Raw genomic sequence first — 15,606 nt, forward strand, 5'->3', positions numbered from 1 at the left:
TGGCGGTGTAACAGTCGCCATGTGTGTTGAATGACACACCGTTATCGGGAGCAAGCCCCCTCCCACATTTGAAGCCGGTTTCGACAGTGAGAATGCAATACAACCTCCCCGAAATTCGTGGGGGGGTTTGGGGGGGCTCTGGCCCTTGACTGTTGGTTAAACATGGAGAGATCGGGATGGTTTTCTCGTCCAATGTGTTCCTGTTTCTGTTCTTGCCGATCTTCCTCGGCTTGTACTATTTGAGCGGGCAACGCTATCGCAACCTGCTGCTGCTGATTGCCAGCTATGTGTTCTACGCCTGGTGGCGAGTGGACTTCCTGGCGCTGTTCGCCGCCGTGACGCTGTGGAACTACTGGATCGGCCTCAAGGTCGGTGCAGCCGGCGTGCGCACCAAGCCGGCGCAGCGCTGGCTGTTGCTCGGCGTGGCAGTCGACCTGTGCATCCTTGGCTACTTCAAGTACGCCAACTTCGGCGTCGACAGCATCAATGTGATGATGAAGTCGGCGGGCCTGGAGCCGTTCATCCTTACCCACGTGCTGTTGCCGATTGGTATCTCGTTCTACATCTTCGAGTCCATCAGCTACATCATCGACGTGTACCGTGGCGATACCCCGGCGACCCGCAACCTGATCGACTTCGCGGCGTTCGTGGCGATCTTCCCGCACTTGATCGCAGGTCCCGTGTTGCGCTTTCGTGACCTGGCCGACCAGTTCAACAACCGCACCCACACCCTCGACAAGTTCTCCGAGGGCTGCACGCGGTTCATGCAGGGTTTCATCAAGAAAGTCTTCATCGCCGACACCCTGGCGGTGGTGGCCGACCACTGTTTTGCCCTGCAAAACCCTACTACCGGCGATGCCTGGCTGGGTGCGCTGGCCTACACCGCACAACTGTACTTCGACTTCTCCGGCTACAGCGACATGGCCATCGGCCTGGGCTTGATGATGGGCTTCCGCTTCATGGAAAACTTCAAGCAGCCGTACATCAGCCAGTCGATCACCGAGTTCTGGCGGCGCTGGCACATCAGCCTGTCCACCTGGCTGCGTGACTACCTGTACATCACCCTGGGCGGCAACCGCAAAGGCACGCTGACCACCTACCGCAACCTGTTCCTGACCATGCTGCTCGGTGGCCTGTGGCACGGTGCAAACATCACCTACATCGTGTGGGGTGCCTGGCACGGCATGTGGCTGGCGATTGAAAAAGCCATCGGCCTCAACACCGCGCCACGCAGTTTCAACGTGGTGCGCTGGGCCTTCACCTTCCTGCTGGTGGTGATGGGCTGGGTGATCTTCCGCGCCGAAAACCTGCACGTCGCCGGGCGCATGTACGGTGCGATGTTCAGCTTTGGCGAGTGGTCGCTGTCGGAACTCAACCGCGCCAACCTCACCGGCCTGCAAGTGGCAACCCTGGTGGTGGCCTACGCAACCCTGGCGTTCTTCGGCCTGCGCGACTTCTACACCAACCGCCCTGCCGAGAAAACCAAGCCGGCCGACCCGAGCCTGATCAAGGCGGTACCGGGCGACAACCCTGGCAGCATCCATGAGCCCGGTTTCACCGTGGGCCAGGACGCCGCCGTGCAACCGGCCTACTGGACCGCTGACTGGCCACGCTACGCCATGCGCGCGGCGGTGCTGCTGCTGTTCGTGGCGTCGATCCTGAAACTGTCGGCGCAGAGTTTCTCGCCGTTCCTTTACTTCCAATTCTGAGGGAGCCGACCATGACCCGTTCATTACGCGTCCTCTATATCGCGCTGTTCCTGGTGGTGCTGTTGGCATTGGGCGCCTGGTCGCTGCGCAGCTTCATGGGGTTCAGCACCAACGCCGAGGCCACCGTGCTTAACGGGCGCTGGACCAAGGCCGTCGAGACCCACTACGACGACGAGTTCCCGATCAAACGCATCGGCACCAACCTGTGGGCGGCGCTGGACTACAAGCTGTTCAATGAAGGCCGCCCTGGCGTGGTGCTGGGTCGCGATCACTGGCTGTACAGCGACGAGGAGTTCAACCCCGCCGTCAATGAAGACCAGAACCTGGAGGGCAACTACGCGCTGGTCGAAGGCGTGCGCCAGAAGCTCAAGGCCCAGGGCATCCAACTGGTGATGGCGATTGTGCCGGCCAAGGTGCGCCTGTACCCGGAACACCTGGGTGAAGTGAAACCGGCGAGCATCCACGCCAACCTGTACCAGGACTTCCACGCCCGTGTCGCAGCCGACCAGATTATCGCCCCGGACCTGCTCGGCCCGCTGCAACAGGCCAAGCTGGGCGGCAAGCAAGTGTTCCTGCGCACCGACACCCACTGGACCCCGGACGGTGCGGAAATCGCCGCCAAGCAACTGGCGAAGACCATTGCCGACAAGACGCCACTGAGCGGCGAGCCGCAGCGTTTTGTCACCGAGGCCGAGAAAACCGAACCGCATAAAGGCGACCTGCGTCTGTTCCTGCCGCTGGACCCGCTGTTTGAAAACCTGATGCCGCCTAAAGAGCCGCTGCAAAAACGCGTCACGCACCTGGCCGAAACCAAAGGCGACGACGCGCTGTTCAGCGACAGCGAAACCCCGGTGGCACTGGTGGGCACCAGCTACAGCGCCAACCCCAACTGGAACTTCGTCGGCGCGCTCAAGCAAGCCTTGCACAGCGACGTGGTCAGCTACGCCGAAGACGGCCACGGCCCGATCCTGCCGATGCTCAGCTACCTGAAAAGTGACGACTTCAAGAACAACCCGCCCCAGGTGCTGATCTGGGAGTTTCCTGAACGCTATCTGCCCGTGAATAACGAAATCGGTGATGCCGACCCATCGTGGGTTGCGCAGCTTAAACAAGCCGGTTCGCGCCAACAGAACATGGCAATGAACACCCCAGCTAAAAACCCTAAATCCGAGACGCCCGACCGGGCGCAAAACTGAAAGAGAGGTAACTCACATGACTTTCACTACTACTCCGCGTCGTCTCGCTAAGACTCTGGCCCTGGCTGCCGGTATGAGCTTGGTATCCCTGTCCGCCTTCGCCGGTGACGCTGCCTTGTACGGCCCAGTCGCACCGAAAGGCTCAAGCTTCGTGCGTGTCTACAACGCCTCCAACCAGGAAGTCAGCGCCACCGTCGGCGCCACCAACCTCAGCGACGTCGCGCCGCTGGCCAGCAGTGACTTCAGCTTCATGCCAGGCGGCGACTACAGCGCCAAGGTCGGCAGCCAGACCGTGCCGGTCAAACTGGCCGCCGATCACTACTACACCCTGGTCAACAACAGCAGCGGCCAGCCGCAGTTGATCGAAGAACCGCCGTTCAAGAACAAGCAGAAATCCCTGGTACGCGTGCAGAACCTTAGCGACAAGGCCCTGACCCTGAAAACTGCTGACGGCAAGACCGACGTGGTCAAGTCGGTGGCCGCCAAGGGCCGTGGTGAGCGTGAGATCAACCCGGTGAAGGTGAGCCTGGCGCTGTATGACGGTGACAAGAAGGTCGGCGATGTGAAGCCGGTTGCGTTGGAACGTGGTGAAGCGGCGGTGCTGTATGTCACCGGCTCAGGTTCGAGCTTGTCGCCAGTCTGGGTCAAGCGCCCAGTGTCGACCCGCTGATTAGATTCTGAAATTGACGCTCCCCCTGTGGGAGCGGGCTTGCTCGCGAATGCGATAGTTCAGCACCCAATGTGCCGACTGAAACACCGCTTTCGGGAGCAAGCCCCCTCCCACAGGCTCTGACCCAAACTGATTCAAGGAGAAACACCCATGATCCCAGTAATCCTTTCCGGTGGTAGCGGCTCACGTCTTTGGCCGCTTTCCCGTAAACAGTTCCCAAAACAGTTCCTGGCCCTGACCGGCGAGCACACGCTGTTCCAGCAAACCCTGGAACGCCTGGTGTTCGAAGGCATGGACTCCCCTATCGTGGTCTGCAACAAGGACCACCGTTTCATCGTCAACGAGCAGCTGAGCGCACGTAAGCTCGAATGCCAGCGCATCCTGATGGAACCGTTTGGCCGCAACACCGCACCGGCCGTGGCGCTGACCGCGATGATGCTGGTCAACGAAGGCCGCGACGAGCTGATGCTGGTACTGCCCGCCGACCACGTGATCGACGACCAGAAAGCCCTGCAACGTGCACTCGCCCTGGCCACCGTGGCGGCCGAGCGTGGCGAGATGGTGCTGTTCGGCGTGCCGGCGACCCGTCCGGAAACCGGTTACGGCTACATCAAGTCCAGCAACGACTCGCTGCTGCCTGAAGGCGTGAGCCGCGTACAACAGTTCGTGGAAAAGCCCGATGAAAAGCGCGCCATCGAGTTCGTCAAAAGCGGCGGCTACTTCTGGAACAGCGGCATGTTCCTGTTCCGCGCCAGTCGCTTCCTCGAAGAACTGAAAAAACACGATCCGGACATCTACGACACCTGCGTGCTGACCCTGGAACGCAGCGAGCAGACCCACGACACCGTGACCTTCGACGACGCCACCTTCGCCTGCTGCCCGGACAACTCCATCGACTACGCAGTGATGGAAAAAACCCAGCGCGCCTGTGTAGTGCCGCTGAGCGCCGGCTGGAGCGACGTGGGATGCTGGGCCTCGCTGTGGGCGGTCAACGATAAAGACGCCGACGGCAACGTGAGCAAAGGCGATGTAGTGATTCAGGACAGCCGCAATTGCATGATCCACGGCAACGGCAAGCTGGTCTCGGTGATCGGCCTGGACAACATCGTGGTGGTGGAAACCAAGGACGCGATGATGATTGCCCACAAGGACAAGGTCCAGGGCGTCAAGCAGATGGTCTCCACCCTCAACGAACAGGGCCGCAGCGAAACCCAGAACCATTGTGAAGTCTATCGTCCGTGGGGCTCCTACGACTCGGTGGACATGGGCGGACGCTTCCAGGTCAAGCACATCTCGGTCAAGCCGGGCGCATGCCTGTCGCTGCAGATGCACCACCACCGCGCCGAACACTGGATCGTGGTCAGCGGCACCGCCGAAGTCACCTGTGACGATAACGTGTTCCTGCTCTGCGAGAACCAGTCCACCTACATCCCGATCGCGTCGGTGCATCGCCTGCGCAACCCAGGCAAGATCCCGCTGGAGATTATCGAGGTGCAATCGGGCAGCTATCTGGGTGAGGACGATATCGAGCGGTTCGAAGATATCTACGGTCGCTCGACGCCGGTTGAACGTGGCGTGTCGGTGAAAACTATCGCGCAGTAAAACAGTCGTACAAGAAGCCCTCGCCCAACCCATTGCGTCCCCTATCCGCAGTGGGTTGGGTGGGGGCTTTTTGTTTGGGATTGGTGGTGCCTGTCAGGCCCTCATCGGGAGCAAGCCCAACCAACACACCTTTCAAGGTAGCCAATCCCACCTACGCTTAAGTTAGGATGCTCGTTCCCTATTTGAGGTGGTCTCCATGTTCTTCGGCGTTCTCCTGATCATCACCTGGCTGATCCTGCTGCTGCGCTACCCGGCCAAGGCGCTGCCGGTGTCACTGGCAGCGGCCGTCGGCCTGGGGTTCGTCGCCGTCTGGGTGGTATGGCTGGACAACCGCGAAGCCGCGCAATTGGCCCGCCTCGAGCTGCGAATCACCTATGCCCCGCTGGAATGCCCGGCCGACCGTCCTTTAAAACTGACCCTGAACAACGGCAACGACGTACCGCTGACCGAACTGCGCTGGCGCGTCGCCGCCTATGCGCCAGGCGACACGGTCAACCTGGCTGACAACGTCTACGCCGCCCCACGCTATCGCGGCCCCGGCGAATTGCAGGCCGGTGCCACCTGGGACGATTGCCTGCCCGCACCGCCGCTGCGCCCCGGCTATCGCCCGCAAACCCTGGAATTTCGCGCCGAGCACCTGCAAGGCAGTTTCTCGGACTGACAAAGGAATGATGCATGCCCAACGTACTGATCACCGGTTGCTCCAGCGGTATCGGCCGCGCCCTCGCCGACGCCTTCAAAGCCGCCGGTTTCGAGGTGTGGGCCAGCGCCCGCCAACCCGATGACGTTGCCGCTCTCGCCGCCGCCGGCTTTAACGCCGTGCAGTTGGATGTCAACGACAGCGCCGCCTTGCAGCACTTGACCGAGCAGTTGGGCGAGCTGGATGTGCTGGTCAACAACGCCGGCTACGGCGCCATGGGCCCGTTGCTCGACGGCGGCACCGAGGCGATGCAGCGCCAGTTCGAAACCAATGTGTTTTCCATCGTCGGCGTGACCCAGGCGCTGTTTCCCGCCTTGCGTCGCAGCAAGGGCCTGGTGGTGAATATCGGCAGCGTTTCCGGGGTGCTGGTCACACCGTTCGCCGGCGCTTACTGCGCGTCCAAAGCTGCCGTACATGCCTTGAGCGATGCCCTGCGCATGGAGCTGGCACCGTTTGGCGTGCGCGTGATGGAAGTCCAGCCCGGTGCGATCAATACCAGCTTTGCGAAGAACGCCGGAGCCCAGGCCGAATTGTTGATCAACGAAAAATCGCCATGGTGGCCGCTGCGCGAAGGCATTCGTGCGCGCAGCCAGGCCTCCCAGGACAAGCCAACCCCAGCCACTGAGTTTGCGGCGGCTGTGCTCAAGGCCGTACAACAAGCGCAGCCACCGCGCTTGCTGCGCTCGGGCAATGGCAGCCGGGCGTTACCATTGATGGCGGCACTGTTGCCCAAGGGGTTGTTGGAGTGGGTGTTGAAGAAGCGCTTTGGCTTGGGCTGCAGGCTCTAACCCTTCATAAAATCAATAAACGCCCGCACCTTCAGCGGCAAATGCCGGGTGTCCGGATACATCGCATAGATGCCCTGGGGCGCGAAGCGATGGTCCGCCAACAAGCGCACCAACCTTCCAGCATCCAGATCCTCCTGCACCAGCCATTGCGGCAAAATCGCTACACCGTGGCCGCGCACGGCAAACGCTTGGAGCACCGCCGCACTGTCGGCCACCAACGCTGCCGGGCCGGCGCGGTATTGATGTTCATTGCCTGCCGGGTCGGTCACGCTCAACTCGGTCAAGCGGCCATGGCCCAGCCTGGGCACCTGGTCCAACTCATCCAGGGTTTGAACCCCGGCAAACTGCGGTGCCGCAATGGCGAACACATCGAACGTCGACAACTGCACGGCGCGGTGACTGGAGTCCATCAAGCGCCCCAAACGAATTGCCACGTCAAAACGCTCGGAAATCAAATCGGCGTGAGTGGAGGATGTGGATAAGTGGATATGCAGGTCCGGGTGCAGGCGACGGAAGGCTTCCACCGCTGGGGCAACCACTGCCAACGCATATTCCACGGTGGTGGTGATGCGCAGGGTGCCTTTGAGCTGGGCATGTTCCGAGCGGGCCTCTTCCACCGCCAACTGGGCCTCTTCCAACATGCGCGTGCAGCGCAGGTAAAAGCGTTCGCCAGCATCGGTCAGCGCCAGTTGGCGGGTGTTGCGGGTCAGCAGGGTGACGCCCAGTTCCGCCTCCAGGCGCTTGAGGTTGAAGCTGACCACGGCCCGGGTCTGGCCGAGTAGATCCGCCGCGGCGGTGAGCGAGCCGGCCTCGACTACGGCCTTGAAAGTGTCGAATCGGTCCAGGCTGACCATCAATCACGCCCCCTTTTGTCAAAATATTTTTGACAAACTAGCAGGCAAACCGGTGTATCCCAAACCCTGCGTGCGGCCTACCCTGCCCGCTTCACTCGCAGGATCGCGTTCATGACCTACCGCTCGAAAGTCGCCTGGATCTTTTTACTGGGCTTTGCCCTGGACCTGGTGAACATGTTTGTCGCCACCGTCGCCTACCCGGATATCGCCCGCGAACTGCACGCCTCGGTCACGCAACTGGCGTGGATCAGCAATGCCTACATGCTTGGGCTGACCCTCATCATTCCGTTGAGTGTGTGGCTGGCGGCAATCATGGGCGAGCGCACGCTGATCGCCACCAGCTTGCTGCTGTTCGCCGGCGCCTCTGTCATGGTGGGCCAGGCTGGCTCCATCGACGCGTTGATTGGCTGGCGTGCCGTACAAGGGCTCGGTGGCGGCCTGCTGATTCCCGTAGGGCAAGCCATGGCTTACCGGCACTTTCCAGCGGCCGAGCGCAGCCAGTTGACGGCGCGGGTGATGTCAGTGGCGTTGCTGGTGCCGGCGCTGTCCCCGGCGTTGGGCGGGGTGATTGTCGACAGCGTGTCCTGGCGCTGGATCTTCTACGCCAACCTGCCACTGGCCTTGGTGCCCCTGCTGCTGGCGCTGCTGTGGATAAAACCCGATGTGCCTGAAAGCGTGCGCCCGCGCCTGGACCTGGGCAGCATTTTCAAACAGGCCGCCAGCCCTATGCTACGCGTGGCGATGTTGGTCTACCTGTGCATTCCCGGGGTATTTATCGGCACCAGCCTGATCGCCATCCTTTATGTGCGCGGCCTGGGGTATGACGCCACCCAAACCGGCGCACTCATGTTGCCCTGGGCACTGGCCTCGGCAGTGGCGATTTACCTGAGCAAGAAACTCTTCAATCGCTGCGGCCCGAAACCTTTGCTGCTGGCGGGCATGGTGCTGCAATGCGGCGGCATCTTGTTGCTCAACGAACCGGCCATGATCATTGCGGCCTACGTCTTGATGGGCCTGGGCGGCAGCCTGTGCAGCAGCACCGCGCAGACCCTGGCTTTCCTGGATATCCCCGCCGACCGCATGGGCCACGCCAGCGCCTTGTGGAATATCAACCGCCAAGTGAGTTTCTGCGTGGGCGCCGCCGTACTCAGCGCGGTGCTGTCGGCCTTGGATTCCTATGCCATAACCTTCACGATGGCGGCAGGCTTGACCCTGTTGCCGCTTTTCGCAGTGCTGCGCCTGGATGCGTCCAGGGTACGCAGGCTGCTTCACCCTTCCAGCGAGCCCAACCATGATTGATTACAGCGATTTTTTTGAAGAAGTGATCCAGACCCACGTCGAGATCGAGCAATGGTTTGCCGGCGTTGCGCCTGAGGGCACGCTGCAAAATCTGCTGGCGCGCTTCTCACCCGAGTTCAGCATGATCGCGCCCGCCACGGGCACACGGGTCAATACGGCCGGGGTCAATGCGTTGTTCACCCGCCTGGGTGGGATGCGTCCGGGATTGAAAATCACCTTGAGTGAAATGACCGGGATTGACCGGCATGCACGGGGGGCCACGGTGACTTACCGCGAACATCAGGTGGATGACAGCGGTACGCAGACGGATCGACGCGCCACGGTAGTGTTCGAGAAGCAGGCCAGTGGTGCGCTGTTGTGGCGGCACTTGCATGAAACTTATGTAGCGCCATGAAATAACCGTTCGGCCAGATCCTACAGAAAACAGCGAACGGCCTGACATCATTACGAGGAAGCTATCCCCAGGCTCTCTCACCTCTGTCTAATCACAGGTGAAAGGATGCCAAGCGCTTTCCTGCGAAGCGGTGTGCCTGATGCGCACACCACGACTCGCCAGCGGCTAATCAATCTGCTGGACCTGCCCAAACTCTATCGAACCATTGACGCCGACCCGGCCATCGTCGGCGCCGGCGTAGTGCATATCGGCAGTGATTATCAGGTGACGGTGCTGCGTGAGTTTGTGCCGTCGTGCAGTATCAAGCCCAAGCGAGTGATTCTGCGGGAAGTGACAGGCCCAATGATGACTGCTGATGAGTACGCGCATTGGGTGGCAAACTCGCCACGCGAGTCGCAGATATGGCGCGAAGCCGCGGGAATGGCCGTAGCATGCGGTGGGGCGGTGATTGGGATTATTGTTGCCAAGGCAGGCATCGCGTCAGCGCCCCTCAGTGCAGGTTCCAGCCTTGCAGTTACTTACATTGCTTATACAGCTGCAGCCGCCAGTGCTTTGCAATGTGGCAACGGCCTATGGCGAACCTACAAAGAACTAACCAATCCGTCTGACAACGATTATTACGACAGCCATAGTTGGTATCAGGCAATGACCGTAGCCCTGGACGGCATTTCGCTGGTGGGCGCGGGCAGCACGACGTTTGTTACGGTAAAGACCGTCATGACGATCAAAAATACGACCGGCCGCAACCTGACCGACATCTTGAGGCACATGAGCCGCCAGGAGCGCGCAAAGCTGACAAACGAAGTAATACGCCTGCAAAACCCTCGCCATCCTCGCGAAATGATTCGGTTAAAGCAGCTGGCCGGAACACTCCCCAAACGCTTCAGCAATACCCGGTTACGCCAAGACCTTCTCACTCAACTCTCCGATCAGGTAGGTGCCGCTCTGGCGATTACTGGCAGCGGACTGTCCGGGAATATCAACCCTATCCTTATCGGCATCTATGAAGAGTTCAACAGCCATGAACAATGACATCGATACCCTGCAGGCCCCCCGAACGTTAAGTCGTTACACACGACGTTTTGCATTCACGGTGGGTATGGGGGTATCAATGAACTTAGTCAGCATTTCAGGCAACCTGTCACATAGCCTGTCGTATTACGCCCGAATAAATTATCTCCCTGGCGAATATGCGATCGTGGCGGGCATGGCTCTGCTACTGGCAATGTGCATTGGCCTGGCCTTAGTGGCGGCAGGGTATCGTTCGGGGCCTCCACTGCTTGTAGGCGTCTCGGCCCTGAACGCCTTGCTTTCGGCAGGCTACTTGGGAAACAACCCAGTGACTATGTTTGCAGTATTTCCATTGTTTCAATCGCTGTTCTGCCTGCTGATCCTCAATACAAGAAACCACCGCCGCTTCGTCGGCATGCTGCGGGTCAAGCGTCGACGGAAAATCAGAGCCCACACACAAACCTGAGGCGGTGCCCAATCCGCCCCTCCCACATTTCAGTTTTGTGTTGGGTTGACGATAACGGTGCAGGTAATACCCGCCGCCAACAACACCCCTTCCGGCACTTCATCGATATGAATGCGCACCGGCACGCGCTGGGCCAGCCTCACCCAGTTGAACGTCGGGTTCACGTCGGCGATCAGCTCGCGGCTCTCGGGGTTGTCGCGGTCGTAGATACCGCGCGAGATGCTTTCCACGTGGCCCTTGAGTGTCTCGCCACTCATCAATTGCATATCGGCTTTATCACCGACTTTGACGTGGGGCAGCTTGGTCTCTTCGAAGAAGCCGTACACCCAGAACGAGTTCATATCGACCACGGCCATCTTGGCTTCGCCGATGCGCGCGTAGTCACCGCGATGCACGTTGAGGTTGGTGACGTAGCCGTCCACTGCCGCCAGCACTTGCGTGCGTTTCAAGTTGAGTTCGGCGGCTTCCAGTTGCGCCAGCGCATGCTGGTAATCGGCCAGGGCCGAGTCGGCGATGTTGCTGGCGTCGTCACGGTTTTCCTTGGAGATCACCAGCGCGTCGAGGTCGGCGCGGCGGTGGGCGTTGACCTTGCGCATTTCCCAGGTGGCCTTGCGTGAAGCCACCAGCGATTGCGCCTGTTTCACCGCGATGCGGTAGTGCTCGGGGTCGATCTGCATCAGCAGGTCGCCTTTTTTCACCAACTGGTTATCGCGCACCGGCACGTCGACCACTTCGCCTGTAACGTCGGCGGCGACGTTGATGATGTCAGCGCGTACGCGGCCGTCGCGGGTCCACGGCGTTTGCATGTAGTGCACCCACAACGTGCGGCCAATCCAGATCGCCAAAGCCAGTACGAGCAAGGTCGCGAGCAGGCTGAAAAACTTTTTCATCGGGGCATTCTCAACGGTAGACGGTCAGCGCCAGGGCGCCGAACAGGCAAGCGAACAGGCTCAGGCGCAGTAACGCCGGATGCCAGAAAAAACGGTACAGGTCGAACCCGGCCAGGAAGCGATCAACCGCCCAGGCCAGCCCCGCCGCGATCAGGAACATCAGGGTCATGGTCGGCATATAGACGCCGTGGAATGCGATTTCACGAGGCATGCGGGGCTCCTTTGAGGGCCGCAAGCGGCGATTGCGGGTCGAGCAGCGAGGTGCGGATAAAGTGCAGGTAGCTCTTCACCCGGCGCAGGGCCGAGGTATCGAAGTGGGGGGCGAAAGGTTCGTCGGTGGCCTGCACGCGGCTGATCGCATGGTCGACGGCGATCAAGCCGCGCTCCAGGTTGCTGGCGCTGGGTTGCAGGAACAGCCGCACCAGCGAACGGCCCATCACGCGGATTGCCTGGCGCCACGGCTGGGACTCGGCATACGCCGGGTGCACCGGCAGGATCGCCTGCTCCTTGCGCAACTCGATGATCGCGTGGCCGACTTCCAGCACTACGAACATCCAGCGCAGCAAGTCGCGCTGCACCTGCGGCTGGCCGACCGCGAGGCCGTAGGCCTGGTGCAGCAGGTCGCGGGTGCGGCTTTCAAAACTCGACGCCAACCCCTTGAGTTTGCCGCTGATCGCGTACACCACCTGCTCGCGCAGATCCTGCTCCAGGCGCCGCCACAACCAGCGACTATTGGGCGGCAGGATGATCGCCCCCGCCGCCGCGCACACCAGCATGCCGATGACCATGGCGATGTAGTCGTTGATAAAGGTGTAGGGGTTGTAGACCGTGAGGTTGTCCGGCACCGAGCCGGTGCTGAAGAAGATCAACAGACCCACGCCGACACCCGCGTATCGGGGGCGGGAAGAGAGGAAGGCACCGAAGATGATCACCGGCGCGAGCATCACGCACAGTAGCGGGAAGCCGTCGATCCGGGGGAACACGAAGAACATCTCGACAAAGCCGACCAACGCGCCGATCAAGGTGCCGCAGGCCATCTGGAACGCCATGCGCTTGGGGTTCGGCGAAGCGGCGGAAAGGCCCACCGTGGCCGCCGCAATCAAGGTCATGGTTGCGCCGCTGGGCCAGGCGGTGGCCACCCAGTAACTGCCCAGCACGATGAGGATGAACGAGGCCCGCACACCGGCGGCGGCGCAGGCCAGCCAGTTGGTTTTCGGCGTATAGGCTTCGTGCCAGTCTTCCCGCGCGTGGCGGTGGTCGGCCAGGGAAGCATGGGTTTGTGCGTAGTTGTGCAGGTCGTCGACGAAGCGGTACAGCAGCTCGTAGGCGGTATGGAAATCCAGTTGCTCGGCTTCCGTGGGGCCGTCTACCTGGAAGCTCGCCCGCAGGCTGCGCACCTTGGCGGGCAGGCCGTCCTTGTAGGCGCTCATCTGGTTGACCAGGCGCGCGGCATCCGGGCTGGTGAGGGCGCGGCCTGAGAAGCTGTCGAGCACTTCAGCTAAGTCTTGCAGGCCGGGTTTGATCGCTGCGACCACATGATCGGCCGCATCGGCACGCAGGCGTTCAAGCAACTGGTGCAGGGCGTTGAAGCGCGTGGTGATGCTCATGAATTCGCTGTTGAGGCGACTGAGCCGGCCGTTGCGCCGACGCATGTGCGGGTCTTCGAACACGGTGACACTGCGCAACCCTTCCAGACCCACGGCTTCGGCGATAAAACGCACGTTGCTGGCCTCGAAAGCCTCGCGCTGGCTGCGCCCACGCAGGCCGTCGGTGACGAACAGCGCGAACACGCCAAAGCGCTGGTAGAGCGCGTTACGCATGGCGGCGCTGGAGGTCTGCGGCAGGATCGCCGCGCTGACCAGCGTAGAGCAAAGAATCCCCAGGGAAATTTCCAGCACCCGCCACACCGCCGCCATAAAGGCACCGTCCGGGTGGGCCAGGGCCGGCAGGCCGACCATCGCCGCGGTGTAGCCGGCGAGCACAAAGCCATAGGCGCGGAAGTTACGATTGCGCGTGGCGCCAGCGGTGCAAATGCCCACCCAGATCGCCAGCGCGCCGAGGAACAGTTCAGTGTTCTGCGCAAACAAGGCGATCAGCAGCACCATCACCGCCGACCCCGCCAGGGTGCCGAGGAAACGATAGAAGCTCTTGGCGAACACCTGGCCGCTCTGGGGCTGCATCACGATAAATACGGTGATCATCGCGGTGCGCGGTTGCGGCAGTTCCAGGCGCATGGCCAGCCACAGCGTGAGGAATGCGGCGACCAACACCTTGAAGATATACACCCAGGTCACGCCGTCGCTACGTGCCCAGTCGAAGAAACCACGGCGCCACTCAAGGGAATGCAGCCAGCGCAGCGGTGCAGGCAAGGGAGTCATTAAATCCTACTCAGTGATCAAACACGGCAAGCGCCGTCGGGGTCTTGCTTGGAAGGGTCTTGGCATCCTCGGGCGCATCGTTGCCGGCGCCGAGGCCGCCGCCCAGGGCCGTCACCAGCTCGGCATGCGCACTCAGGCGTGCCGCCTGCACCTGCTGCTCGACCTGTTGCTGACGGAACAGCAGGGTCTGGGCGTTCAGTACGTTGAGGTAATCGGTAAGGCCACGCTGGTAGGCGATCATGGCGATGTCGTAGGTTTTCTGCGCCGAGGCCACCGACTGCGCGGCGAAGGTCGACTGCTTATCCATGGACTCGCGGCGGATCAACTGGTCGCTGATGCCCTTGAGCGCATTGACCAGGGTCTGGTTGTACTGGGCGACCGCGATGTCATAGCCGGCACTGGCTTCGCCCAGTTCGGCGCGCAGGCGGCCGCCGTCAAAGATCGGCAAGGTGATCGCCGGGCCGACGTTGTAGTTGAATTTCTTGCCGGCGAGGAACTCCAGCATACCGCCGCCGGTGGCCATGTAGCCGAGGCTGCCGACCAGGTCGACATTGGGGTAGAAACCCGCATGGGCCACATCAATGCCCCTCGCCTGGGCCGCCACCTGCCAGCGGCTGGCAACCACGTCCGGGCGCTGGCCGAGCAGTTGCGCCGGCAGGCTCGAGGGCAGTTTCAAAGGCGCGGCGAGGGCCAGGGTAGGGCGTTGCAACTGGGCGCCCTGCCCCGGGCCTTGGCCGGCCAGCGCCGCCAACTGGTTACGGCTCAGGGCGATTTCTTCGTCGAGAGCATCCAACTGGCGATGGGTTTCCGGCAGCGGAGTTTCGGCCTGGCTGACGTCGAAGTGTGTACCGATCCCGGCGTTCAGGCGTTTGTTGGCCAGGTCGAGGATCTGCTGTTGCTGGGCCAAGGTGGCGGCGGCGATATCGCGGTTGGCGTAATGCAGCGACAGCTGGATATAGGCGCGCACTACGTTGTTCTGCAGTTCGAGCTGGGCCTGGCGCGCTTCGGCGGCGCTCATATGCGCGAGGTCGACGGCGCGCTCGGTGCTGTTGCTTTCACGGCCCCACAGGTCAAGGGCATAGCTCAGGCCCAGGGACGAATTGTTGTCCCAGGTGTTGGCGCCGCTTAATTCGCCGGGGCCGTAGAACTGATCTTTCGGCCAGTTGTGGCGCTTGAGGGTGGTGTCGCTGTTGATCTGCAACGACTCGGCCGACTCTGCAACCCCGGCCAGCGCCCGAGCCTGGCGCACGCGCGCGGCGGCCATGGCCAGGCTGGGACTGTTCTGGGTGGCGAGCTCGACCCAACGGTTGAGTTGCAGGTCGCCGTAGGCTTGCCACCAGTGTGTGGTGGGCCAGTGGGCGTCCTGGGCGGCGCTCTGGATGGCTTCGTCGGTGGCCAGGGTATTGGCGTTGATGGCCTGGCTGTGCGGGGCGATCCCTCCGGTTCCGATGCAACCGCTGATGGCTAACGATAAGGCGCAAATACTGAGAGCCTTCAGCTCTCTGCTGATGTGACGCGGCACGGCAAGCGAATTCCTGAAAGGGTGTAGCGCAAGAGGTGGCGCAATTCTAGGCGGCGGCAGGAAGGACGATAAGCTGGCATTCCTGTGAATCTTTGTTACCGTTCAGGCGATAATCCGTTGGTAGGGA

Annotated in this window: 15 protein-coding genes; 10 read left to right on the plus strand and 5 right to left on the minus strand. The window is 61.5% G+C overall.

Features of this window, described 5'->3' with window-relative positions:
• Positions 1-176: 176 nt before the first annotated feature.
• From JFT66_RS09315 to JFT66_RS09340, 6 genes are all read left to right on the plus strand, one after another.
• The gene (locus JFT66_RS09315; protein WP_034118206.1) at positions 177-1,709 is read left to right on the plus strand and encodes an MBOAT family O-acyltransferase; all 1,533 of its coding nucleotides are present in this window, start codon (positions 177-179) and stop codon (positions 1,707-1,709) included.
• 11 nt (positions 1,710-1,720) lie between these two features.
• Positions 1,721-2,905, plus strand: a complete 1,185-nt coding sequence (locus tag JFT66_RS09320) for an alginate O-acetyltransferase (RefSeq protein ID WP_034118205.1) — start codon at positions 1,721-1,723, stop codon at positions 2,903-2,905.
• Between the two features lie 16 nt (positions 2,906-2,921).
• Positions 2,922-3,575 carry an alginate O-acetyltransferase AlgF gene (locus JFT66_RS09325; protein WP_034118204.1) on the plus strand — a complete coding sequence of 218 codons (654 nt, stop codon included), beginning with the start codon at positions 2,922-2,924 and terminating at the stop codon, positions 3,573-3,575.
• A 150-nt stretch (positions 3,576-3,725) separates the two neighbouring features.
• Entirely contained in the window at positions 3,726-5,177 is a 1,452-nt protein-coding gene (locus JFT66_RS09330; protein ID WP_034118203.1) for a mannose-1-phosphate guanylyltransferase/mannose-6-phosphate isomerase, read from the plus strand.
• A 196-nt stretch (positions 5,178-5,373) separates the two neighbouring features.
• Positions 5,374-5,838 carry a hypothetical protein gene (locus JFT66_RS09335; RefSeq protein WP_034118202.1) on the plus strand — a complete coding sequence of 155 codons (465 nt, stop codon included), beginning with the start codon at positions 5,374-5,376 and terminating at the stop codon, positions 5,836-5,838.
• 14 nt (positions 5,839-5,852) lie between these two features.
• Positions 5,853-6,665 (plus strand): SDR family oxidoreductase, encoded by an 813-nt coding sequence (locus tag JFT66_RS09340; protein ID WP_198859162.1) that lies wholly within the window; start codon positions 5,853-5,855, stop codon positions 6,663-6,665.
• On the opposite strand, the gene JFT66_RS09345 is transcribed toward JFT66_RS09340, so the two are convergent.
• Complete coding sequence (locus JFT66_RS09345; protein ID WP_034118200.1) at positions 6,662-7,519, minus strand: LysR family transcriptional regulator; 858 nt, start codon at positions 7,517-7,519, stop codon at positions 6,662-6,664. The genes JFT66_RS09340 and JFT66_RS09345 overlap by 4 nt on opposite strands.
• A 111-nt stretch (positions 7,520-7,630) precedes the next feature.
• On the opposite strand from JFT66_RS09345, the gene JFT66_RS09350 reads away from it, so the two are divergent.
• The 4 genes from JFT66_RS09350 (at position 7,631) to JFT66_RS09365 (ending at position 10,689) form a co-directional block, all read left to right on the plus strand.
• Positions 7,631-8,818, plus strand: a complete 1,188-nt coding sequence (locus JFT66_RS09350; protein ID WP_198859163.1) for an MFS transporter — start codon at positions 7,631-7,633, stop codon at positions 8,816-8,818.
• A complete protein-coding gene (locus JFT66_RS09355) occupies positions 8,811-9,212 on the plus strand; it encodes a hypothetical protein (protein ID WP_034118198.1) in 402 nt (133 codons plus the stop codon). Before JFT66_RS09350 ends, JFT66_RS09355 begins: the two co-directional genes overlap by 8 nt.
• 105 nt (positions 9,213-9,317) lie before the next feature.
• Positions 9,318-10,244 (plus strand): NAD synthetase, encoded by a 927-nt coding sequence (locus JFT66_RS09360; protein WP_198859164.1) that lies wholly within the window; start codon positions 9,318-9,320, stop codon positions 10,242-10,244.
• Positions 10,234-10,689 (plus strand): hypothetical protein, encoded by a 456-nt coding sequence (locus JFT66_RS09365; RefSeq protein WP_233097053.1) that lies wholly within the window; start codon positions 10,234-10,236, stop codon positions 10,687-10,689. Before JFT66_RS09360 ends, JFT66_RS09365 begins: the two co-directional genes overlap by 11 nt.
• A 29-nt stretch (positions 10,690-10,718) precedes the next feature.
• On the opposite strand, the gene JFT66_RS09370 is transcribed toward JFT66_RS09365, so the two are convergent.
• From JFT66_RS09370 to JFT66_RS09385, 4 genes are read right to left on the minus strand one after another with little or no spacing between them, the layout of a single operon-like run.
• On the minus strand, positions 10,719-11,579 hold the full coding sequence (locus tag JFT66_RS09370) for an efflux RND transporter periplasmic adaptor subunit (RefSeq protein WP_153870220.1): 861 nt from the start codon (positions 11,577-11,579) through the stop codon (positions 10,719-10,721).
• Between the two features lie 10 nt (positions 11,580-11,589).
• Positions 11,590-11,790: a DUF1656 domain-containing protein gene (locus tag JFT66_RS09375; RefSeq protein WP_034118195.1), complete on the minus strand. Its 201-nt coding sequence runs from the start codon at positions 11,788-11,790 to the stop codon at positions 11,590-11,592.
• Entirely contained in the window at positions 11,780-13,957 is a 2,178-nt protein-coding gene (locus JFT66_RS09380) for an FUSC family protein (RefSeq protein ID WP_034118194.1), read from the minus strand. The genes JFT66_RS09375 and JFT66_RS09380 overlap by 11 nt, the downstream gene beginning before the upstream one ends.
• A 10-nt stretch (positions 13,958-13,967) precedes the next feature.
• The gene (locus tag JFT66_RS09385; RefSeq protein WP_034118193.1) at positions 13,968-15,479 is read right to left on the minus strand and encodes an efflux transporter outer membrane subunit; all 1,512 of its coding nucleotides are present in this window, start codon (positions 15,477-15,479) and stop codon (positions 13,968-13,970) included.
• Between the last annotated feature and the right edge of the window lie 127 nt (positions 15,480-15,606).

The organism is Pseudomonas sp. MF6755 (assembly GCF_016405635.1).
Lineage (GTDB): Bacteria > Pseudomonadota > Gammaproteobacteria > Pseudomonadales > Pseudomonadaceae > Aquipseudomonas > Aquipseudomonas haemolytica.